Raw genomic sequence first — 21,971 nt, 5'->3', positions numbered from 1 at the left:
GACATGTCGAGGGAGCGACGACATGTCGAGGGAGCGCCGACAGCGAGTCGCTGCGGTCGGTGCGAGTACGTTGAGGTGACATCGCAGATCGTCGTGCGACGGGTGGAGGCGAATGGTGGCATCAGGCGGCAGGCTGGGGCGGGCGCCGTGGCGGCCCGGTCGGGCGTGTGCATTGACGACGCTGTTGACCGCAGCGGTGCTGTCTGCGTCGACGTTGCTCGCTGATGCCGGTGCAGCGACATCAGTCACGCTGGATCGCATCTGGGGTGCAGATCGCTATGAGACGTCGCTGGCCGTCACGAAACGCTTTGTGGCCGAGGCCGGCGGGCGTGTCGATTCTGCTGTCGTCGTGCCAGGCACCGATTGGCGCGACGCGGTCATCGCCGCCGGCTTGGCCGGTTCGCTGGATGCCCCGGTGCTGCTCAGCCCCGCCGCTGGACCCAGCGCGACCGCCTTGGAGGTGCTCGATCATGCAGGCGTCTCCCGGATTGTGGTCATCGACCGTGCTCGCTCGCTGGGCGCCTCGGCGCTTGAGCGCCTGCGACGCCGTTTCGCCGATGTGGAGTTGCTCAGCGGCAGCGACCCCTCCGCACTCTCGGCGACGGCCGCGCGGCGCCTCGACGACCTCGGCCGTCTGCCGGAGTTCGGACGAACGGCGATGGTGGCAAGTGCGGATGTGTTCGTCGATGCGATGGTTGCCGGACCTGTTGCGTGGCGCGGCCAGCACCCCATCTTGCTCACCTCCCGCGACGCGCTCGGTGCCGACATCACCTCAGCGCTCGCCCAGCTCGACGTTGAGCACGCCGTCATCATGGGCGGCCCCTCTGCTGTGTCGCAAGCAGTCGTGGGGGAGCTGATCGCCGCGCGGATCAGCGTTACACGCATCGGCGGCGCGACGCGCTTCGACACTGCCGTGGCGCTGGCGAGCTTCGTCGACGGTGCGTACGCGTCCGAGCCGGACGCCAAGTGCTTCGACGCCGCAGCGGCAGGGGTCGCCACGGCGCGCTCGCCCTTCGACGCGTTGAGCGCAGCACCGCTGCTCGGACGGAGGTGTTCCCCGTTGCTGCTGAGCGACACCTCGACGCCAGATCGGGCGACGGTGTCGTGGGCGCGCGCCAGGACACCGTCGTTGACGCTGTTCGGCGGCACAGCGGCCATATCGGAGGCAGCGGCAGGGGTGCTGCAATCCGACGCACCCGTCTACGAAGCAGCGGCGGCAGGCGCCGAGCACACCTGCGCTCTCGAGGTGGGGGGCCGCATCGTGTGCTGGGGCGACGATTCGAGCGACCAGCTCGACGCTCCGCCCGGCGCCTTCGCTGTGATCGCGGCAGGGGGACGTCATTCGTGCGCGCTGGACGCCCGCGGACATGCAGTGTGCTGGGGCGACGATTCGAGCGACCAGCTCGACGCGCCCGACCGCGCATTCGCCGCGATCGCGGCCGGCGGGGTGCAACCCCAAGGCGCAACTGCGATGGGATTCTCATGTGCGCTGCGCCGTGCCGGCGGCGCGGTGGACTGCTGGGGCGACGACAGCTACGGGCAAGTGCGGCACGCCCCCGCAGGCCGGTTCTCGGCCGTTGCTGCTGGTTGGGGTCACGCGTGTGCACTGCGGGCGCCGAGCGGCGAGGTGGTCTGCTGGGGTTTCGACGGTCGCGGGCAGGTGTCGAAGGCGCCGCCGGGCAGGTTCTTCGCAGTCGCCGCCGGTGCTTGGCACGCGTGTGCGCTGCGGGTGCCCGACGGCGCCGCGGTCTGCTGGGGCGAGAGCGCTGCCGCACAGGCAGTGGCCGGCTCGTACACGCACGTTGCAGCGGGAGCAGACGTGACGTGCGCGCTGCGGGCGCCGAGCGGCGAGGTGGTCTGCTGGGGTTTCGACGGACTCGATCAGATCTCCGAAGCGCCGACCGGTGCCTACCGTTCCGTCGTCGCGAGCGCGTGGCACGTGTGCGCCGTGCGTGTGAGCGGCGAGATCGTCTGCTGGGGGGACAACTCCGAGGGCCAGAGCGCTGTGCCGCTCGTGCTAGGACCGCCTACGGCGTGACGACGATGCAGTCGCCGCCGGGAACCGTCACCTGCTCGGTGGTGCCGTCTGCATTCGTCTTGGTGTAGGTCACGTCCTCGAAGCAGACGACATACGGCTCACCACGCTCGTAGATCTCATTTTCGAGGCGCTGCCGATTGAGCTGCTCTTCTTCAGTCTGTGTGCCGTCGGTTGCCCAGATCACCGCAATGTCATCGTCGTCGGTGGTCTCGCCGACGTTCTCTTGCCATTGCTGGGTGGTCGAGCTGTCATCCTGCGTCCTGTGGTAGCCAGCGGCATCGTGCTCAGATGTCTCGCCGTCCTTTTCGACGGTGACCTTCGCGCCGGTGCCGTCGCCCCGATCCTCGACGCGGATCGTCACCACGTTGTCGCCCTGCGGTTGTGAGATGCACGTCAGCGTCGGCTGATCCGGGCAGGGGGCCGCGCCGGGCAGACTGGCTTGCTGCGAACCCTGAGGGGTCCCCTCTGACGGCGTGACGATCGTCGATCCCGTGCTGCCGGGTGTCTGCGGCTGCCCTCCCGAAGTTCCCGAGTCGGTGATTTCGAAGACATAGCAGCGTGTGCCCGGCGACGACGGCACGACACACCAGACCGGTCGCAGCCCCGACACCCCTGAGGTTCCGGTGGTGCCGGTGACGGTGCTGCCGTCGTGCATCGTGGCGCTGAATTCGAGTTGCTCGTCACCGGAGAAGCTGTGGCTCGACAAGACGCCGCAAGCTGCGACGCCGTTGTCGTCCGGCTCGGCACACTCCACGGAGATCCCCCCCCCCGTTGCCTGCTGTGGCGTTGCCGCCGAGGCCACAGCCGTGCCGCCGGCCCACGCGCCCGCGAACGCCGCGGCAGCCATCACACTCAATATTGCACGCCTGCCGAAATGCATCTGCGGTTCCTTCGTTGTGTCGAATGTGCCGTCATCGCAGCCGCCGCATCGGCGGGGCCGTCACGGGACTGCGGCGCGAGGGCCGAGGACTCATCAGGGTACCGCAGGTGCGCAACGTGTCCATGTAGGGGTGTTTGGTCGGCGATTTCACGCCGCCGACGATGTGCAGGGCCCGCTCCGCCGCAGCCGCGACAGGAGTGTCGGGGGCACCCGCCGAGCGAGACGGCGGGCAGACTTGGCAGGTGGCTCGGGCTTGGGCACTCGTATTGGCCGGCGGGGGCGGAACCCGTTTCGGCAGCGCTGCGGACGGGACGACCAAGGTGATGATGCCCGTCGCCGGCCGCTCGATGGTCGCTTGGAGCGTCGCCGCGGCGCGGGCGGCGTGCGATGGGGTGACGCTGGTCGTGCCGATCGGCTTGATCGGCACGACTGTCGCCAGCACTGGAGGCGCCGACGTCGTTGTGGCAGGAGGCGCGACCCGTTCGGGATCGGTCCGGTGCGGGCTGGAGACGGTGCCCGTCGACGTCGACGTCGTCGTCTGCCACGATGCCGCTCGGCCTGGCGCCTCGGCGGGATTGATCGAAGACGTGATGGCTGCGGTTCGAGACGGGGCCGACGCCGCGGTGCCGGTGCTGGCGGTCAGCGACACGCTCAAACGGGTTCCGCAGTGGGCCCCCGGCGGAGGCGTCGTTGCAGGGACTGTGGATCGTTCAGGGCTCTTTGCCGTGCAGACACCGCAGGCCTTTCGCCGCGACGTGCTCGTGGCAGCGCATGGCGGCCAGCCTGAGGCCACCGACGACGCCGCGCTGGTCGAGTCAGCCGGCGGCACGGTGATGGCGGTGCCGGGCGAGGCGGCGGCGCACAAGGTCACCACGGCCGCAGATCTCGTCGTTGTGGAGGCCTTGCTCACCGACCGCATCTCGGGCGGCGGGCTCTAGCGTCCACGGTTGTGAGTGCTGCTGTTCGGGGCACGGCTGGGCCGGCGATGCGGGTGGGTCACGGTTACGACGCGCATCCGTTTGGCGGTGCCGGCGAAGCTGTTGACGGCGACGGGCGGACGCTGGTGCTGGGCGGCGTCCGATTCCCGGGTGAGCAGCCGCTGGAGGGCCACAGCGACGCCGACGTGGTGGCGCATGCGGTGATCGACGCGATGCTCAGCGCTGCCGGACTGGGCGACATCGGCACGCATTTTGCTGACAGCGATGAGCGCTGGCGTGGTGCCGACAGCATCGAGATGCTGCGACGGGTTGCCTCTCTCCTAGCTGAATCCGGCTGGCGGCTGGCCAATGCTGATTGCACGGTCATCTGCGATCAGCCGATGATCGCCCCGCATCGCGACCAGATGCAAGCGGGGCTCAGCGGCGCGGCCGGCGGGCCGGTCACGGTGTGCGGCAAGCGCACCGAAGGGCTCGGCACCACCGGAGGGATCGTGGCCCATGCCGTTGCTCTGGTCACCGCATCGTTGACGGCGCCAAGCGCTTGACTGAGTCCGTGCCCCGCTGGACGACTGCGCCCTGCGGGGCCGATGCGAACGGGCGGCGTGCATGGTGCCCGGGGTGCTGTGCGGCCTCTGCCCGGGACAGGCCGCCACCGACCGGTCGGCTGGTCGGGGACTGCGGCGATCAATGAGCGCGCAACGGGGCAGGCGCCGGGGCGCTCCTCCTCAGCGCAGCGGGCGAGGCGTACCGCCTCAGCGTGGAGAGCGGGGAACTCGGTCTTCGGGCCGCGGGGGTGGCGGGCAGCAGCAGCGCGCCGGCGCAGCGAATCGTTCGGCCTCCGGGCGGCAACCTGAGCAACAGCCTCAAGCAGGCCGCTCGCAGTCACGGCCAAGGGGTCTTGGCGGGGATCACCTCGAGGGGCGCCAAGCCGTGCGAGAGCTGCTGCGGGCCGGCAATCGCAAGGTGTACGAGGTGCTGATCTGCGAAGACGCGCACTCGGCTGCCACGCTGGCCGAGATTGTCGACCTCGCCCGCGACCGCAGAGTGCCGGTGCGCGAGCTCACCCGCCGCAAGCTCGACGAGGCCGCGCTCACTGCCGCGCCTCAGGGCGTGATCGCCAAGGCCGCAGCCGTCCAACCTGTGCCGCTCGAAGAACTGGCGAGACCTGCGGGGAATACGCCGCCGCTCGTCGTGGCAACCGACGGCGTCACCGACCCCGGCAACCTCGGGGCCATCCTGCGCACCGCGGAAGTCGCCGGAGCGACTGGAATCGTGCTCACCCGCCACCGCTCGGCCAACCTCACTCCCGCGGCGGCGAAAGCAGCCGCCGGCGCCATCGAGTACCTGCCGATTGCCTTGGTCGGCGGTCTGCCCGCGGCGCTCGCGAAGCTCCGCGACGCAGGTCTGTGGGCAGTCGGTCTCGACGGTCACGCGCCCGACGGGCTCGAATCGCTGCGGGTCGCCGACGAGCCGCTGGTGCTCGTGCTCGGCGCGGAGGGGCGCGGTCTGTCAGCCCTGGTGGAGCGCCGGTGCGACCAGGTCGTGTCGATCCCGGTGCTGGGACGCATCGAATCGCTCAACGTGGCAGCCGCCGCAGCCGTGGCCCTGTTCGACATCTCCAGAGCCCGTACCCGCAATTCGGCCTGAAATCTGGAGTGCCGCCCATACGCTGGACATGGTGCCCGAGTAGCTCAACGGCCAGAGCACCGCTCTTGTAAAGCGGGGGTTGTGGGTTCGATTCCCACCTCGGGCTCAGACCGGGCCGTCTGGTGTCGCGTCGGTGTACAGCAAGGACGCTGTGGCCCCTCTCGGAGCCCTCATGGGGTCGGCCCTCGGCTCAGCGGTTCAGGCCAAGCCGTAAAGACGATCCCCGGCGTCGCCCAGTCCGGGCACGATGAACTTCCGCTCGTCGAGGTGGCTGTCGAGGGCGCCGGTGACCACATGCACCTCGGCGGCTGATCGCAGGGCCTCGACACCTTCGGGCGCGGCGAGCGCGCACACCAGCGTCAGGGGCCCCGCACCTGCCGCAGCCACAAGCCGCAGCACCTCGGCCGCGGAACCGCCGGTGGCCAGCATCGGGTCGAGCACCACCACCGGTCGGCCCTCCAGCTCGCTGGGCAGCGACTCCAGGTAACACTCGTGACCGACGCCTTGGTCCGCCTCGATGCGCCGCATCCCCACGAATCCGACCGGAGCGACCGGCAGCAGCCGCAATGCGGCCTCGAGCATTCCCAGCCCGGCCCGCACCACGGGCACGATCGCCGGCATCGGCTCCAGCCGGCTGGCACCGGCGGTGCCCAGCGGTGTCTCGACGTCGGCCGGCACGCATGTCGCGTCGGCGAGCGCCTGGGTCAGCAGCACCGACGTCAAGCCGTCGAGGTGCCGGCGGAAGTCATCGCGCGCCGTGTTCTTGTGGCGCAGATGTCTCAAATGCTCCGCCGCTAGCGGATGCTCGACGATCGTGACGCTCACCGTCTGACGCTCATGGGGTGCCTCTCGTCGCCTGAAGTTGGTCGTGTGACTCTCGCAGGGTGATGCTCACGAAGCGATCCCCCTGCCGCGATCTTCGTTCGTGCGCAAGTTAGGTGCTGAGGGGTACACCGGGCAGCGCTTCATTGCCCCTACGCTCACAACACTGCCGCTCGTAAGCGGTTCTTCGCCATATACAAGCGCGACCAACACATGCAGCGCACGCCGGCTCGGGCTGCCCGAGACCGGGCCGAACATCGACGGGAGGTCAGCCGATGAACAGCCAAGCCGGCGAATCCAATAGCGGCGCGGCAGTGCGCGGATTGCTGCTGGTGCTGGTGGCCGTGGTCGTGGGCGTGCTGCTGCTCCGTTCGGTCGATGACCCCGACGACACCACCGTCACCGACACGACATCGGCTGCCGGGCCCGGGGCAACGGTCCCGTCGGCGACGGAGGCACCGACGCCGACGACCGGCGTGTCCGATGCCGGCGCGGGCGACCCTGCGCCGGCCCCGAGCGTCGCACCGGCCATCACTGTCGAGCCCGCCACCGACACCACCTCCGCAGGGGCAGAGCCGTTCCAGCCCAGATCTGCGTCAGAGGTGTCCGTGCAGGTCGCCAACTCCACCGCGGTCCGGGGAGCTGCGGGGAGGCTGACCGACCGGTTCAAGACGCTGAGCTACATCACCAACACGCCGACCAACTATGCGGGCACGCCGCTCGACAGCACAGTCATCTACTACAAGCCGGGTGCACTGCTCGAAGCGCGGGCGATTGCCGGTGTGCTCGAGCTTGACCCCGACGACGACGTGCGCCAGATGCCCGCAGACACGTCGGCCGTGCAGGATTTCGAGTCGCCCGACGTACTGGTGGCGCTGGGGAACGACATCGCCGAGTAACGAGTAATCGGCGTGCGAGTCGTTGCGTGCCCGGACAAGTTCCGCGGCACGGCATCCGCAGCGGAGGTGGCAGCTGCGATCGCGGCAGGTGTGCGCCATCACGCCGGCACCCGGGCTGAGGTCGCCTGCCTGCCCGCAGCCGACGGCGGCGAGGGCACGCTTGACGCACTGGGCGGGCCGAATCGCACCTCGTTGGTGACGGGGCCCCTGCGGGAACGGGTAGAGGCACCATGGCGGCTCGTGGGCGACGACGCGATCGTGGAGATGGCTCGTGCAAGCGGGCTGCTGCTCGCAGGCGGCGCCGGGGGGAATGATCCGCTCGCTGCGACCTCGGCCGGCACCGGGGAGCTGATCGCGGAGGCCGTCGCCAGCGGCGCTCGCCGCGTCATCGTGGGCGTGGGCGGCTCGGCGACCACCGACGGCGGCCTCGGCGCACTCGATGCCATGTCGCCGCTGGCCCGCCTCGCCGGTGTCTCCGTGGTGGTGGCCTGCGATGTGCGCACTCGCTTCTGTGACGCCGCACGCATCTTCGGCCCGCAGAAGGGCGCCTCGCCGCCACAGATCGAGCTGTTGACCCGCCGACTCGAGCGACTCGTCGACGTGTACCGCGAGCGATATGGCGCAGATGTCGCCGAGTTGCAGGGGGCAGGCGCTGCAGGCGGCCTAGCGGGCGGGCTTGCCGCAGGCCTGCAGGCTGAGCTGGCACCGGGTTTCAAGGTGGTCGCGACCGAGATCGGTCTGCTGGACGCAATCGAAGGTGCCGATCTGGTCATCACCGGCGAGGGACAGCTCGATGCGGGCTCATTCGACGGCAAGGTCGTGGGCGGCGTGCTGGAAATCGCCGCCGAGAGCGGCGTGCCCGTGGGCGTCGTTGTGGGCACTCGTGAGCCCGGCGCCGATCCTGCTCACTGGCGCCCGCCCGCGGGCAAGCCGCCCCCCACGGGCCTCGTGGTGCTGACGGAGCGATACGGGGCCGAGCGGTCGTTGGGTGACACGCTCAATGCAGTGCGGGAGGCGGCCGCCGAACTGGCCGAGCAACTCAGTTGAGGAGTTGGCGGTTAGCACTCTCTTCCCTAGAGTGCTAATGACTGCTGCGATCACCGCGGCATCGTGACGTCGAGTCACCCCTTCCGAGAGTCATCCGAGACAGGAGCCACCTGATATGGCCAAGATGATCACCTTCGACGACGAGGCCCGCCGTGCACTCGAGTCGGGTATGAACCAGCTCGCCGACGCCGTGCGCGTCACGCTGGGGCCCAAGGGCCGCAACGTCGTGCTCGACAAGAAGTGGGGCGCACCCACGATCACCAACGACGGCGTGTCGATCGCCAAGGACATCGAGTTGGAAGACCCGGTGGAGCGCATCGGGGCCGAGTTGGTGAAGGAAGTCGCCAAGAAGACCGACGATGTTGCCGGCGACGGCACCACGACCGCCACCGTGCTGGCGTGGACCATGGTGCGTGACGGTCTGCGCAACGTGACTGCGGGCGCCAATCCGATGGCCGTGAAGCGGGGCATCGAAGCCGGCGTCGATGCCGCAGTGAGCGCCATCGAGGACATGTCGATCAGCGTCACCGACTCCAAGACCCACGTCGCGCAGGTGGCGGCAATCTCCGCCGCGGACGGCGACATCGGCCAGTTGATCAGCGACGCATTCGACAAGGTCGGCAAGGACGGCGTGATCACCGTCGAGGAATCGCAGACGTTCGGCCTCGAGATGGACCTCGTGGAGGGCATGCGTTTCGACAAGGGCTACATCTCGCCCTACTTCGTCACCGATCCCGACTCGCAGGAAGCGGTGCTCGACGACGCGCACCTGCTGTTCATGCAGGGCAAGATCTCCGCGGTCCGCGACGTGCTGCCGGTGCTCGAGAAGGTGACCCAGGCGGGCAAGCCGCTCGTGATCATCGCCGAGGACGTCGAGGGCGAGGCGCTCGCCACGCTCGTGGTGAACAAGATCCGCGGCACGATCCGCTCGGTGTCGGTGAAGGCACCCGGCTTCGGCGACCGCCGCAAGGCGATGCTGGCCGACATGGCAATCCTGACGGGTGGCCAGGTCATCAGCGAGGACGTCGGCCTCAAGCTCGAGAACACCACACTCGACCTGCTGGGCACAGCCCGCCGGGTGGTCGTCACCAAGGACGAGACGACCATCATCGAGGGCGCCGGCGACGAGGCCGAAGTGCGCGGCCGCATCGAGCAGATCAAGAACGAGATCGAGAACACCGACTCCGACTACGACCGCGAGAAGCTGCAGGAGCGGCTGGCGAAGCTGTCCGGCGGCGTGGCGGTGCTGCGTGTCGGCGCGGCCACCGAGGTCGAGCTGAAAGAGAAGAAGCACCGCATCGAAGACGCAGTCAGCACCACCAAGGCGGCCATCGAGGCCGGCGTGGTGGCCGGCGGCGGCGTCACCCTGGTGCGGGCCGAAGAGGCAGTGAGCGCAGTAGCGGACAGCCTCGACGGCGACGAGTCCACCGGTGCACGTCTGGTCGAGCGTGCCTTGGCCGGCCCGCTGAAGCAGATCGCGGAGAACGCTGGTCTTGAAGGCGGCGTGGTAGTCAGCCGGGTTCGTGACCTCGACGGCTCCATGGGCCTCAATGCCGCTACCGGCGAGTACGAGGATCTCGTTGCTGCGGGCGTCATCGACGCTGCCAAGGTGACGCTGTCTGCGTTGCAGAACGCTTCGTCGATTGCGGCGCTGTTCCTCACCACCGAGGCCGTGATCTGCGAAGAGCCCGACTCGGGCGGCGGCGCCCCCGGCGGCATGCCGGACATGGACTTCTAGCGGGATCCTTCACAGCCCCAAGAACAGCCCAACCCAACGAGAGGGCCCGGGCCACCGCCCGGGCCCTCTCGCGTGCGGATTGGTGCCGCCGATCCGCTGATAGCTTTGGCGTATGGCGAAGACATCTGTCGAAGTCGATCGAGATATCGCAGCACAGGCAGCCGAGATTCTGGGGACGGCGACACTGCGCGAGACCATCGATGCCTCGCTACGCGAGATCGTGAACGTCAAGCGCCGCCTCGAACTCGTTGACATGCTGTCTGAACCCGGCCGTTTCGACTTCGCAGCAGCGGAACACGCGTGGGGTGGGCAGCACTGAGGTGGCCCGCGCCACTCATCTCGTAGATACCAGCGCATTCGGACGCTTCCAACGCCCTCAGGTCCGCGAAGCGGCCATTCCCATGGTCGCGTCGGGACGGGTTGCGCTGTGCGCTCCGGTGATCTACGAACTGGGGTTCAGCGCTCGCAATGCCGCTGAGTACGACGAGATCATGATGCGGGCTGCCGCCTTCGAGGTGGCCCCGACCAGTGACGGCGATCTCGGCAGAGCACTCGCGATACAGCGTCAATTGGCGCGCCGCGGACATCACCGGGCCGTCTCGCTGGTTGACATGCTGGTTGCTGCGATTGCAGAAAGCCGCGGCCTCATCGTGTTGCACTACGACGCCGATTTCGATCTCATCTCAGATATCACCGGTCAACCCACCGAGTGGATTGTCGAACGAGGCACGGCCGACTGACACCGTCGATCCGATGGACGGAACGTTGGTGCCGATTCACGCCTGCGAATAGACGGGCAATTCGCCGCGCTGGTCCCCGGCGATCGGGTGCCGGCGTGGGCGAACCGGAACGGGGGGTGCCGGTACCCTGACCGGATGCGGCGAGGGCGCACGATGCGGGTGCTGGTGGACCGGCTGCGACAGGGCGAATGGCGGCGCTCGCCCGACGAGGTCGTGGTGGAGGAGCCGCTCGAGATCCGTCTCGACGGGCACATGGTGGCCACCACCATGCGCACGCCCGGGAACGACTACGAGCTGGCGGTGGGCTTCTGCGCAGGCGACGGGCTGCTCGGCGACGCAGCGGTGACGGGCGTGCGCTACTGCGGCGAAGGCCCAGCAGCCGAGTTCGAGTACAACGTGGTCACCGTGGAGACCGGCGGCCAGGCGCCGGTGCCCACGCCGCGACTCGGCAACGTCAGCGCCGCCTGCGGGATCTGCGGCAGCACCACCATCACCGACATGGCCGCACGCTTGGGGCCGCTGGCGGGCACCCACCGCTTCAGCGTCGAAGCTGTGCATGCCGCCTTGGCCGCGGTCCCGGGGACCCAGGAGATGTTCGGCCGCACGGGAGGGCTGCACGCCGCTGCAACCTTCGATGCCGACGGCCATCTCGACGTCGTGCGCGAGGACATCGGGCGGCACAACGCCGTCGACAAGGTCATCGGACGCCGCCTGCTCGACGGGCGAGACGACGCTGCCGCCATGGCCCTGTTCGTCAGCGGCCGCGCGAGCTTCGAGATGGTGCAGAAGGCGTGGGCAGCGGGAATCGGAACCCTCATCGCTGTCAGTGCCTCCAGCTCGCTCGCCATCGGGTCGGCTCGGGCCGCCGCCATCACGCTGGCGGGATTCGCACGCGGCCAGGAGCTGAACGTGTACAGCGGCAGCCTGGCAGGTGTGCCCGAGCGTCTCGGCGAGACCCTCGCAGCCGTCTCGGCGAATTCCTAGGCTGCGCGGGTGTCTCAGATGCCGGAGGTGACCACGTCGGTCGGGTGGGGCGTGCTGCACCTATTTTGCAAGCTGACTCCCGCTGCGGATCGTGCCGGCGTACTTGCGGCGCTCGACAGCACCGCTGACGACGACCACCAAGTCCTCACGGTCGCTGTGCTGGGCCACAAGGCCGATGTCGGCTTCATGGCGCTGGGGCCTGACCTGTGGCGCCTGCGCAACCTGCAGACGCTGCTGCAGACCGCAGGCCTCGCAGTGGCCGACAGCTACGTGTCGATGACCGAGGTGAGCGAATACGCGCCCGACCTGCCGCCCGAGATGAAGACCCCGCGGCTCTACCCCGAGCTGCCGCCCGAGGGCAAACGAGCCTTCTGCTTCTACCCCATGTCCAAGCGCCGCAGCGCAGTCGCCGAAGGCAGCGGCAACTGGTTCACGCTGCCCTACGACACCCGCCGTGAGCTCATGTACGACCACGGCAAGTCGGGGCGACAGTTCCGTGGCCGGATCCTGCAGGTGGTGACCGGATCCACCGGCGTCGACGACTTCGAATGGGGCGTGACACTGTTCGGCGAGCACCTCGACGACCTCAAGGACGTCGTGTACACGATGCGCTTCGACGAGGCGAGTGCCATCTACGGCGAGTTCGGCACCTTCTACACAGGACTCCTCGCCGACGCCCCTACCGTCGCCGATCGCATCGGCCTGCGCTAGCAGGCGCAGACCAGTACCGCTGCGCTAGCAGGCGCAGCGCCCGGCAGCATCAAATCGACGCTCACATGAGCCGTCCGGCAATGACGCCGTGCTGCTCTTCGGCCGTGTTTCACTGATGTGATGAATGCGAGAGCGCGTCGGAACCGGCTCAGCGTGCGCGAACGCCCGGTGGCCTCGGGAATTCGGGCGTGGCTGCGGCCTCCGCGCGCCCATGGCGAGGTCATCGAGGACCGCACTGTCAGCTTCCTCGAGCTCTTCTACGACCTCGTCTTCGTGGTGCTGGTGGCGCGGATCGCGCACACGCTCGCCGACGACGTGTCGTGGGTCGGCGTGCGCGATTTCGTGCTCGTCTTCGCGCTGATCTGGACCGCTTGGGCCAACGGCTCGATGTACCACGAGCTCCACGGCGGCGAGGACGGCCGCAGCCGCAGCTACATCTTCGCCCAGATGTCGCTGCTCGTCCTGCTGTCGGTGTACGCCGGCCACGCGACCACCGACACCGACGACGGGCGCGGCTTCGCGGTGGTCTACACCGTGCTGCTCGTGCTGATCGGCTGGCAGTGGTTCGACGTCCGCCGCCACGACGCCCGCGAGATGCGGCCGCTGGCCACCAGCTACATCGTTGGCGTCGGCGCTGTCACCGTGATCATGGCCGTCAGCACGTTCGTCGGCGCCAACGACGCACGGCTCGTCTTGTGGCTCGTCGCTCTCGTGATGAGCTTCGCAGTCGCGGTGATTCAAGGCCCCCGGTTCGGGGAAGCCATGCGGGTCACTGAGTCGATGGCAGAGCGCTTCGGCCTGTTTGTCATCATCGTGCTGGGCGAGGTCGTCGTGGGTGTCGCCGACGGTCTCGCAGAGGCCGCGCCAGACTTCCGCACCATCGTCACCGGGATGCTGGCGCTCGGGATCGGGTTCGGCCTGTGGTGGAACTACTTCGATTTCGTCGGCCGTCGCATTCCCCGGCCTGCGAACGCACCGCGAAGCATCTGGCTCTACGGGCATCTGCCGCTCGTCATGTCGGTCGCAGCGGCCGGCGCCGGCATGGTCTCCCTTGTCGAGCATGCGGCCGATGCTCGCGCCCCGGCCAACAGCGCCTGGCTCATCGCCGGCGCCACGGCCACGGCAGCCACGAGCCTTGCCATGGTCGCCGCGACCATGGCCGGCCACGTCGGCCGCCGGTTCGTCCCTCATGCGCTGCTCGGCGCAGCAGCCGTCTCGCTTGTGCTCGGGGCACTCCGCCCCCCGCCGTGGGCGCTCGCCCTGGGACTCAACGCCACGCTGCTCGCCGTATGGGCCGACGCCTTCGTCCGCCACGCCCGCCACGCCCTCCCCATCGCTGAATCCTGACAGCGCCCCTCCCTCGGCCCGTCGGCGTCGACGACTTCGAAGGGGCGTCACGCTGTTCGGTGAGCACCTTGACGACCTCAAGGAAGTCGTTTACACGATGCGCTACGACGAGGTCAGCGCCATCTACGGCGAGTTCGGCACCCTTCTGTACCGGACTCCTCGCTGACGCCCCCACCGCTGCCGACCGCATCGGCTTGCGCCAGCAGGCGCAGGCGTCCGCATAATCTGCGGGCATCTGCATAGCCTGTCGCCGGTGATCTGTACCGACGCTAGGACGCCCCTCAGCACTGCAGCTAAGGCGGAGCACCCTAATGGTGATGCCCTTGCGGTGGACTGGCGCAGGTGCACGGGCGGGTGAGCGCGGTGTCAGGCAGCGTGCCTTGGTTTTGGCAAGAGATTGATGCGGGGTTCACCGCTGTGAGCGGCGATTTCTCCAAGGAGTTCAAGAACGAAACGGTGAAGGAGCCCGGCATCTTCGCAGCGGATCACATCTCCGCTGAGGCGGTTCTGCTCGTGCGTGAGACCATCCAGAACTCTTGGGACGCGGCGCGTGAGCGGTACGAAGCGAGCGAGGCGGAGGACTTCGCGGTTCGATTTCGACTGTATGACCTGGAAGGCAGTGATCGTCAGCGAATTGTTGAGGAACTTGGATTGGGTGACTTGGCCCGGCGGGTTGCCGGTGTCCGCGCTGAGCACGGGGCCGGCGGTCGCCGGATGCTTGGCCTGAGTGAACGGGACTGCCTGTCGCGCTTGAACGAGGCACGCACGCTTCGGCTGCTTGAGGTGTCGGAGGAGCACGGGGGCGGAATGGGTGGCCCTTGGCAAGGCGACCACTCGAAGCTGTTCAAGGCAATGTGCTCGTTGGGCATCACGCCATCCACGTCAGGCAGGGGAGGTTCGTACGGATATGGCAAGGCAGGCTTGATCCGCGGTTCGGCGATACGCACCGTCGTGGCCTATACATGCTTCCCAGAGCACCCGGACGACCCCGGCGTGACCCGTCGTCTGCTTGGCATGACCTACTGGGGCAGCCATCAACTTCAGGGCAGCAGCTTTAACGGTACACGCTGGTTCAGCGACCGAACCGTCGACGGTAAGGGCGTGCCCTATTCGAACGAGCAGGCTGATCAAGTAGCCCAGAAGATCGGCATCTCGCTTCGCAGCGCGAGCGAGCCAGCGGAGCTTGGAACCACACTCCTAGTCATCGAGCCGACGGTCAACGCTGATGGCTTGTTGCGAGCCACCGAGCGTTTCTGGTGGCCAGCGCTCTGTGACGACGAGTTGGCATTCGAGGTGTCAGTAACCGATGAGACTGTCGACGGCCACGAGCGTCACCCGAGACCCAAACAGAACCCCGATCTGAAGGCGTTTCTGGATACGTTCGACAACGCGCTGACGCCGCCGGATTCCAAGCGAGACCGTTACCGGGAGCACCGCTTGGGGGCGATTGAAGGAGTCAGGCATCCGGGCACGGTTGCCCTGGTCAGCGACCCAGATGGTTGGTCGTTTCCGACCGTCGGGGCCAGCTGGGGACCCAATACTGCGGAGGGAGACGCGGACTCCGTCGGCGACACCCACGATGTGGGGTCGAGTTCAATTGACGACTTGACGAATCCTGAGGCGGAGCACCGCAGTCTGGTAGCTCTCGTACGCGGGCCACGCATGGTGGTTGAGTACCTTGAGGCGGCGCGCGCAGCGCCCCATATTCGCGGCACGTTCGTGGCATCTGCAGATTCGGACGACATGCTGCGAGACACCGAGCCGAAGGCGCATGACGCTTGGCACACCGATGCAGGTTCTGGCGATGTGCCCCCTGACTCAGCGGCCTTGGCCAAGACCTTGCTGCGGCGCATCACGAATCACGTCAACCGGTTCCGCAAGGACATCAAGCCGAAGCCCAAGCCGAACCGCGACCTGAAACTTCCAGTCTGGGATGAGTTGGCTCGCCAACTTGAAGGCAGCGTGCGAGGCTCAGGTCCACCGCCTCCCCCTCCACCGCCTCCCCCGAGGCTGCTATCGATTCATCCCGGTGAGCGCTTGGAACCTGCATCGAACGGCGGTGTTCGCCTCACAGGAAGGGCATCGGTCAGCTTCAGCGAGCACCACACTCCGACGGTGCCGGAAGGCGACCTCATCGAGGTACGGGTGCGTTATCAGTTCGAGGGTGCCGACCGCAAGGAAGCTGCCGACGTGGCGCTGCTCGTAACCGGTCCAGAGGAGTTTGAGGAAGTCGATGGCCGGGTCGGCACGTACCGAGGCCGGCTAAGGGCTCATGAGACTGCCAAGTTCGGGTATGAGAGCGATCCCTACAACCCAGAATGGTCGGGCGCGCTGAGCGTGGAAGCCGAATTGGTGCCTGTGCAGACGACGCCTTCCTCTGATGACGGCATGAGCGATAGCCAGTGAACAGCGAGAAGCGGACGGTTCGCCCGTTTCGGACGGATGCGCGACTTGACGGACTTTTTGCCGGCGCGCTTCTCAGCTTCGGACGTGAGCAGTGCCTCGCCGGCGCATCGGTTGCGATTCGTGACGACTTCGAGCGGTGCGCCGTCGCGCTGCACTTGGCGCCACAGGACTGCTTTGCAGACTTTGTGCAACGCCTGCGTGAAGGGGTGATCGGCACCGGATTGAGGCTCGCAGACACTTGTTTGGTGGTCGCCGCTCGCTCGGGCTATCTCAAGTCCAGTGAAGTCGTCTACAGTCATTCACTGGATGATCCGAGCGCGCTGATGCGCGTGCCCCGGCTTGACGAAGCCGGGACTGGCGAGCGGCGCGAAGTGTTCCGTGCGGCCACTCACGGCGTGACGGTCGACTGTTTTCTCGCGCTTGCACGGACATTGCCCGCGGATCAACGGGTGCCGCTGGTGCCGTGGAGAATCGGCACTTGGCTGTCGCACGCCAGGTTTCGCGTTCGTTGCTGGGAGGACGCAGAGCTGTTCCGGCCGCAGCCGCTTGATCAAGAGAAGCGCATGGAGTTGGGCTTGCCCGAAGGAACTGTCACGTTCGCCGAATTCGACGGAGATGTGGCTGACGCGGAAGCCGATAGCGCCGACGTATGCAATTTCTGGGTTGACGAGGAACTGCTTCAGACCATTGATGCTCAGGCGCGATCAGGCACAGCGGAGGTCCTGCAGCGCTGGTTGTTTGCGGAGTTCGTATCTGCGGTTATACATCGTTACAACGCAGTGGCTCCTGGTGCATCGGCGCCGCAGGAACGCATCGATGACATACGAGAGAGCCTGTTCGGCCGGATCATGCTCCTGTTGGCGGGCCGCGGTGCCGATGACGAACGGTTGGATGCTTTGCTTCACGTCTGTGTGAAGTCGCCCGCTGAGGTCATCGCAGTTGCTCAGGACCGTCTCCGGCTGAGAAAGGCTGCGGTCGCGTCACTCAAGGGTCAAGCCTGATGTATCCCCACCTGCCGCTGCGGACCGCTATGTCGGTGGCCGAGGAACGAATCCGCCAGATGCACCGAGGCGGAAGCAACGTTCTCGAAGACCTGGCGACCGATACCCGCGAGGGCATCGGCTGGACAGGTAGTGGAACACGCGTCGATGTGACCCCGCTGGAGCATGCACAGGTTCAGATCGAGGATCTCGTCAAGTCGAATTGTGATCTCGACGGCACTGCGAATGGCTCGGATCAGGACATGGTGGAAGGCGAGGCAGCGGCATTTGTGTATAGCGCAGTCGTCGGCACAGGAATCGAGCCGTCGGCGCTCGACGACCCGGGCTTCTGGCGTTACGTTGCGCTGGCTCATGTATGGAATTTTGCAGCGTGGCGAGAGCCACGCGCTTTCGCGCCTGTGACAGCCGACAGCGGCACAATCGCGGCGTCGAGAAAGCTCGGCGTCTATGTGGATGGCCGCAAACCGGATGAGTGTGTGCCGTTGCGCATGTTTCTTCGGGTGCGCTGCTTGGGTGGAGCGCCTCATGCTCATCTGGCCGCCGCGGTGCGACAGGGCACCGACTTCTGGCGCAGCCACATTCTGCGAGTAGTGGCTGGCGAGCATCCGCCGATCGTGCGCGCCCTAGTTCGGCGTCAAGCCGACGAAGCAACTCGTCTCAATAGGGATCCTCTGCGCGAGTTCGCCAAGCAGTTGAATCGCACGCTGGTCAACTTGGCACCCGCGGTCCTTGACGATGCAGCTGCCGACGAATTGGTGGGCGAACTGTGGGAACGGCAATCGACGTGAGCGCGGTCACGGCACTGGAGCGCCTGCTGAGGCGTGTGGTGGATGTCGGGGGCTTCCGGTTGGAGTCAGAAATCGACCTGAATGCTGGGGCCATTCTCAGCAGCGACTACGCCCATGCGATCGAGCGTGAGGCGCACAGCGATCCGCGCGGTGCGTGGTGGAAGGCAGTACTTGCTGGAGCAAGCCCGTCCATGTCGACAGGCGATCGAAGCGAAGGTACCGCATCCCCCAGGGTTCCAGTCGAGGATTCTCACTTGAACTCACCGCGTGGGGATGGCTTGTGTCGGAAGTATCTGGGCCGGATTCGAACCGTTGATCTGTTCTGCGGTGTCGGCGGGCTGACGGCCGGGGTGACACTCGCCGCGGCCGAAATGGGACAGCGAATTCGATGCGAACTGGCCGCCGATGCTGATGCCGACGCACTTGCCGTCTTTGCCCGGAACCACAGCGCGCAGCGGCTTGTTGACGAATCGATACAAGCCTTGGTCGACTACCGAGTACGGGGAGAAGGCCAGGCCGCGACTTTCGTTTACGCACCGGAACTACTAGATGATGACGTAGCGCAGTGCTCCACGGGGGTCGACCTAGTGGTGGCAGGGCCGCCGTGTCAGGGGCATTCCAACCTGAACAACCACACTCGGCGCAGCGACCGGCGGAACCATCTGTACCTCTGTGCAGTGGCATTTGCGCTGGCTGCCCGAGCGCGGGCAGTCGTCATTGAGAACGTCACATCTGTGATTCACGACAAGGATCGTGTAGTTGACAGCGCACGTACGTTGCTTGAGGCGAATGGATATGGAGTCATCGATGGAGTTCTCGCAGCTGATGATATGGGCTGGCCCCAGACCCGCAAGCGGCATTTCTTGGTTGCCCGAATGTCGGTAGACGGGTGCGACAGCGGGCCCCTGCCACTCGCTGATGTCGCCGCGGCGCTGCGTGACTCGCATGGCCGATCAGTGATGTGGGCCATTGGCGGCGACCAAGCGCTGTCGGGTGACGCGCGATTGCACGACCTGCCAGAGATCAGCGGAACGAACCTTGAGCGCATCGCCTGGCTGTTTGACAACGATGCCCATGATCTCGCACTCGCCGAACGCCCCGAGTCACATCGTGATGGAACGACGTACGGGGCCTCCTATGGCCGGATGCACGCCGACCGGCCATCGCCCACCATCACCACCGGGTACACCACGCCCGGCAGAGGCCGCTTCGTGCATCCCACCCTGCCACGCACGATCAGCCACGCAGAAGCGGCGCGGTTGCAAGGGTTCCCAGACACGTACTGCTTCGAGCCGTCACCTGGACGCGCCGCGACCTCTGCCCAACTGTCGAAGTGGATCGGCAATGCCGTCACTGTCCCGCTCGGTTATGCGGCGTCACTCAGTGCCTTGTTGCCCGCTCTTGGGTCGCCCAACACGAAACTTCAGACGTAGATCGAGCGAGCAAGAGTGGCTCGGCAGCCTCACTCCGCCAGCAGCGGCGATGCTCAGTCCAGCTGGGGGCAGCGGACGCCGATTCGATCTGCGATGGCACAGGCGAGGTCGCGGAAGTCGTGGTAGCAGTCGCGCACCGCGTTCACATGGCCGCCCACAGCTCCGTCGGCGGCTTTCAAGAAGAACATGGGCTTGCGGGCGTCCTGGGCATACGGCATGAGACTTCTGTAGTTCTTGAGCAGCCCGAGGCAGTGCTTGTCATTCTCGACTTGTTTGTTCTTGCCGCCCGATTTCTGCAGGACTGCTGTGCGGTATTCGTCTGGGATGGCATCCATCCGTCGCGCATATGCCTTGACCGGCCGATCCAGGCGAACCGCGTGCTGCTGTACCACATAGCCGATGGGTTTCATTCGTCCCGCGGGAAGCGTCAACGCCTTGAGCCCGTCGGTCATCCGCGCTTGGGCCAATCGCTGCTCCCAGCCGTGTCTCCAGGTCGCCAGCGTGGGACCCAGGTTGTTGAGGCCTTGAAGCGAGAACAGGTCGGGTGCCAGCGGGACGACGACGAAGTCTGCCGCGATGAGGGCAGCACGGTTGATGGCGCCGAGGTTGGGTCCGACGTCAACGAGCACGAGTTCTGCCTCGGCCTCGGCGCGGGCTCGTTGCAGAATGCGGCTCAGCGCTGAGATCACTCGGAAGGCGCGCACGTTTCGGTCAAGGCACCGGGGCCACTGGCCGGAGAATTCGTCTTCGGCTACTGACAGCGATAGGTCGCCAGGCACGAGGCACAGCGCTGGACGGGGCATGAGCATCACAGGAGTGCTGATGTCGCTGGTGCCCTCCAGCAGTGGCAGCAGGGCGCCGTGAACCGTTTCCCTCGGTGGAGATGACGACCAGAGTTCGTCCTTCTCCCATTCGTCAAGGAACATGCTCGTCAGGTTCGCCTGTGGATCGAGATCGGCCGCTACGACTGTGACGCCCAAGTCCGCGTACATCCATGCGAGGTGGTACACGAGCGACGTCTTGCCGACCCCGCCCTTGTTATTGAAGAAGGCAACTGTGGTCATGCTGTCACGCTCGCCGTGCCGATCTCACGACAACTTTCACACTGTTGTGGGATATGTCGAACTCTGGCTCCGGGTTGAAGTTTGCCGTTAGCGACCGGTATGCCAAGGGGATGCCGGCACCGAAGCGCTGGGCGAAACCGAGGTTTTTCATGATCTCGGCCACGAGCGGGTTCCGGTAGCCCGTCTCACCCCGGCGGAGATCCTCCAGCGTCATGCTTCCGATCAATCCGCCCGGACTCAAGATCTCGACTCGATCAGAGAACCAGTTGATGCGGGAGGGCGAATGCGAGTTCTCGTAGCTGCGGTGCATGACGGTGTTGTAGGCAAGCTGAGTCAGCGCATCAATCGGGTAGTCGGGGGTGCGGATCTCGCGTGCACCAGAACTGATATCAATGCGAGTCGCGATATTGAATCTCAATATCCGGCGTATGCCGTCAGCTACATCCGCAAGTTGGCCCGCCACGAGTTGCGCGTCCATGACAGGGTCGCCAATCTCAGGTCCTTCGTAACGAACGAATTGCAGGTAGGCACTCGGCAGCCACCAGCGCGGGTCGCGCCCGAACGCGAGCAGAGCACCCCAAGTTGGGATGTCATCGCGGAGCAACCGCAATGAGCGCAGTTGTTGCTGCAACGAACGTTGGTTCTCGGCGAGCACCTCTGGGGCTACTGCGCGCGCCAGATAGAAGCGCTCGATGTAGTCGAGATCGAGGTGACTCAACTCTGCGCCATCGGCTGGCCGGAGGTCGAACGACACGTCGACCGAGCGGCGGCGTTCGGCCAAACGCTGTTCGTCCTCCGCGGATGCCTGGCGCACTGTCGGCCCGACCCGAACCCAGACACGGCCCTCGTATCGCACGGGGGGTTGTGTTGACGGATGCACAATCACCGCGGCGACTTCGCAGCCATCAAGCGTTCGGCGCTGCACGTCCATTGACGGGAGCGGCAACGTCCGGCCGTCGTCACGCAGGTCTGCGAGGCGCGTGAGGAGCTGGTCGTCAACGTTCAATCCGGCACATCGCCCATCGTCGGTGACGCCGATCAGAACCACGCCAGCACTTCCGTGATTCGGTAGGTCATTGGCGAAGGCGCAGATGCTTCTGCCCACCTTTTCAGCTGCGTTGCCCGATAGCGACTGCTTGCGTTCGACAAGGTCCGACTCGGCGGCGGTCATCATGACAGCGAGTTCATCGTCGGTATACCCGTTCGGCCCCACGTTCGCAGAGTATCTGCCGCACTCGCCGGCTCGGCCTGCTGGGTGTTCAGCGAAGCTCGCCGAGTCCGGCTTGTGGTAGCGGGGCGCATCAGACTCGGCCCGCGGAGGCGGGCGCATCAGACTCGGCCCGCGACAGCGGAGGCGCTGCGAGGGAAGGGCGGCAAGCGACTGTAATTCGCGCCGCCAGCGAGCCTTCGCGGGCTGTGGAGGGCGAGCCGTAGTCTGGTCGCACGCCGGCCCGCCACCGCGACGCCCCGTCGCACGACTGCCCGGCG

The 21,971-nt window shown here is 66.6% G+C and carries 20 protein-coding genes and 1 tRNA gene; 17 read left to right on the top strand and 4 right to left on the bottom strand.

The genetic code is table 11. The features are described from left to right. Nucleotides 1-112: 112 nt before the first annotated feature. The gene (locus tag ACOGJB_RS09530; protein ID WP_419840570.1) at nt 113-2,038 is read left to right on the top strand and encodes a cell wall-binding repeat-containing protein; all 1,926 of its coding nucleotides are present in this window, start codon (nt 113-115) and stop codon (nt 2,036-2,038) included. Here the strand turns inward: ACOGJB_RS09530 and ACOGJB_RS09525 are convergent. Next, nucleotides 2,028-2,885, bottom strand: coding sequence for a hypothetical protein (locus tag ACOGJB_RS09525; RefSeq protein ID WP_419840569.1), 858 nt, complete (start codon nt 2,883-2,885; stop codon nt 2,028-2,030). The genes ACOGJB_RS09530 and ACOGJB_RS09525 overlap by 11 nt on opposite strands. Before the next feature lie 275 nt (nt 2,886-3,160). On the opposite strand from ACOGJB_RS09525, the gene ACOGJB_RS09520 reads away from it, so the two are divergent. The 4 genes from ACOGJB_RS09520 (at nt 3,161) to ACOGJB_RS09505 (ending at nt 5,609) form a co-directional block, all read left to right on the top strand. Then, nucleotides 3,161-3,856 (top strand): IspD/TarI family cytidylyltransferase, encoded by a 696-nt coding sequence (locus ACOGJB_RS09520; RefSeq protein ID WP_419840568.1) that lies wholly within the window; start codon nt 3,161-3,163, stop codon nt 3,854-3,856. Between the two features lie 11 nt (nt 3,857-3,867). Next, nucleotides 3,868-4,401 (top strand): 2-C-methyl-D-erythritol 2,4-cyclodiphosphate synthase, encoded by a 534-nt coding sequence (ispF, locus tag ACOGJB_RS09515; protein ID WP_419840567.1) that lies wholly within the window; start codon nt 3,868-3,870, stop codon nt 4,399-4,401. A 61-nt stretch (nt 4,402-4,462) separates the two neighbouring features. Beyond that, nucleotides 4,463-5,503, top strand: a complete 1,041-nt coding sequence (gene rlmB, locus ACOGJB_RS09510) for a 23S rRNA (guanosine(2251)-2'-O)-methyltransferase RlmB (protein WP_419840566.1) — start codon at nt 4,463-4,465, stop codon at nt 5,501-5,503. A 33-nt stretch (nt 5,504-5,536) separates the two neighbouring features. Beyond that, nucleotides 5,537-5,609 (top strand) — tRNA-Thr (locus ACOGJB_RS09505). A gap of 92 nt (nt 5,610-5,701) precedes the next feature. Here the strand turns inward: ACOGJB_RS09505 and upp are convergent. Continuing rightward, a complete protein-coding gene (gene upp / locus ACOGJB_RS09500; protein WP_419840565.1) occupies nt 5,702-6,328 on the bottom strand; it encodes a uracil phosphoribosyltransferase in 627 nt (208 codons plus the stop codon). A gap of 272 nt (nt 6,329-6,600) precedes the next feature. On the opposite strand from upp, the gene ACOGJB_RS09495 reads away from it, so the two are divergent. The 12 genes from ACOGJB_RS09495 (at nt 6,601) to ACOGJB_RS09440 (ending at nt 19,419) form a co-directional block, all read left to right on the top strand. Continuing rightward, complete coding sequence (locus ACOGJB_RS09495; RefSeq protein ID WP_419840564.1) at nt 6,601-7,224, top strand: LytR C-terminal domain-containing protein; 624 nt, start codon at nt 6,601-6,603, stop codon at nt 7,222-7,224. A gap of 12 nt (nt 7,225-7,236) precedes the next feature. Beyond that, nucleotides 7,237-8,271 carry a glycerate kinase gene (locus tag ACOGJB_RS09490; RefSeq protein ID WP_419840563.1) on the top strand — a complete coding sequence of 345 codons (1,035 nt, stop codon included), beginning with the start codon at nt 7,237-7,239 and terminating at the stop codon, nt 8,269-8,271. A 115-nt stretch (nt 8,272-8,386) separates the two neighbouring features. Beyond that, nucleotides 8,387-10,009 carry a chaperonin GroEL gene (groL, locus tag ACOGJB_RS09485; protein WP_419840562.1) on the top strand — a complete coding sequence of 541 codons (1,623 nt, stop codon included), beginning with the start codon at nt 8,387-8,389 and terminating at the stop codon, nt 10,007-10,009. A 112-nt stretch (nt 10,010-10,121) separates the two neighbouring features. After that, a complete protein-coding gene (locus ACOGJB_RS09480) occupies nt 10,122-10,328 on the top strand; it encodes a DUF2191 domain-containing protein (protein ID WP_419840561.1) in 207 nt (68 codons plus the stop codon). A 1-nt stretch (nt 10,329) separates the two neighbouring features. Next, complete coding sequence (locus ACOGJB_RS09475; RefSeq protein WP_419840560.1) at nt 10,330-10,749, top strand: PIN domain nuclease; 420 nt, start codon at nt 10,330-10,332, stop codon at nt 10,747-10,749. 135 nt (nt 10,750-10,884) lie between these two features. Beyond that, on the top strand, nt 10,885-11,733 hold the full coding sequence (gene fdhD / locus ACOGJB_RS09470) for a formate dehydrogenase accessory sulfurtransferase FdhD (protein ID WP_419840559.1): 849 nt from the start codon (nt 10,885-10,887) through the stop codon (nt 11,731-11,733). A gap of 18 nt (nt 11,734-11,751) precedes the next feature. Next, nucleotides 11,752-12,444, top strand: a complete 693-nt coding sequence (locus ACOGJB_RS09465) for a chlorite dismutase family protein (protein WP_419840707.1) — start codon at nt 11,752-11,754, stop codon at nt 12,442-12,444. A 120-nt stretch (nt 12,445-12,564) separates the two neighbouring features. Beyond that, nucleotides 12,565-13,791: a low temperature requirement protein A gene (locus ACOGJB_RS09460; RefSeq protein WP_419840558.1), complete on the top strand. Its 1,227-nt coding sequence runs from the start codon at nt 12,565-12,567 to the stop codon at nt 13,789-13,791. Nucleotides 13,792-14,145: 354 nt separating this feature from the next. Next, nucleotides 14,146-16,197: a hypothetical protein gene (locus tag ACOGJB_RS09455; protein WP_419840557.1), complete on the top strand. Its 2,052-nt coding sequence runs from the start codon at nt 14,146-14,148 to the stop codon at nt 16,195-16,197. Further along, the gene (locus ACOGJB_RS09450; RefSeq protein ID WP_419840556.1) at nt 16,194-17,198 is read left to right on the top strand and encodes a hypothetical protein; all 1,005 of its coding nucleotides are present in this window, start codon (nt 16,194-16,196) and stop codon (nt 17,196-17,198) included. Before ACOGJB_RS09455 ends, ACOGJB_RS09450 begins: the two co-directional genes overlap by 4 nt. Beyond that, nucleotides 17,198-17,986: a hypothetical protein gene (locus ACOGJB_RS09445; RefSeq protein ID WP_419840555.1), complete on the top strand. Its 789-nt coding sequence runs from the start codon at nt 17,198-17,200 to the stop codon at nt 17,984-17,986. The genes ACOGJB_RS09450 and ACOGJB_RS09445 overlap by 1 nt, the downstream gene beginning before the upstream one ends. Beyond that, complete coding sequence (locus ACOGJB_RS09440) at nt 17,983-19,419, top strand: DNA cytosine methyltransferase (protein ID WP_419840554.1); 1,437 nt, start codon at nt 17,983-17,985, stop codon at nt 19,417-19,419. The genes ACOGJB_RS09445 and ACOGJB_RS09440 overlap by 4 nt, the downstream gene beginning before the upstream one ends. A 53-nt stretch (nt 19,420-19,472) precedes the next feature. Here the strand turns inward: ACOGJB_RS09440 and ACOGJB_RS09435 are convergent, their stop codons facing one another. Together ACOGJB_RS09435 and ACOGJB_RS09430 are read right to left on the bottom strand one after the other, a co-directional pair. Beyond that, nucleotides 19,473-20,483, bottom strand: coding sequence for a ParA family protein (locus ACOGJB_RS09435; RefSeq protein ID WP_419840553.1), 1,011 nt, complete (start codon nt 20,481-20,483; stop codon nt 19,473-19,475). Between the two features lie 4 nt (nt 20,484-20,487). Beyond that, on the bottom strand, nt 20,488-21,696 hold the full coding sequence (locus tag ACOGJB_RS09430) for an ATP-binding protein (protein WP_419840552.1): 1,209 nt from the start codon (nt 21,694-21,696) through the stop codon (nt 20,488-20,490). Nucleotides 21,697-21,971 lie beyond the last annotated feature (275 nt).

Origin of the sequence: Candidatus Poriferisodalis sp., from assembly GCF_965208895.1 — a bacterium.
Taxonomy (GTDB): Bacteria; Actinomycetota; Acidimicrobiia; order Acidimicrobiales; family Poriferisodalaceae; genus Poriferisodalis.
This window is presented reverse-complemented; position numbering and strand designations above follow the sequence as displayed.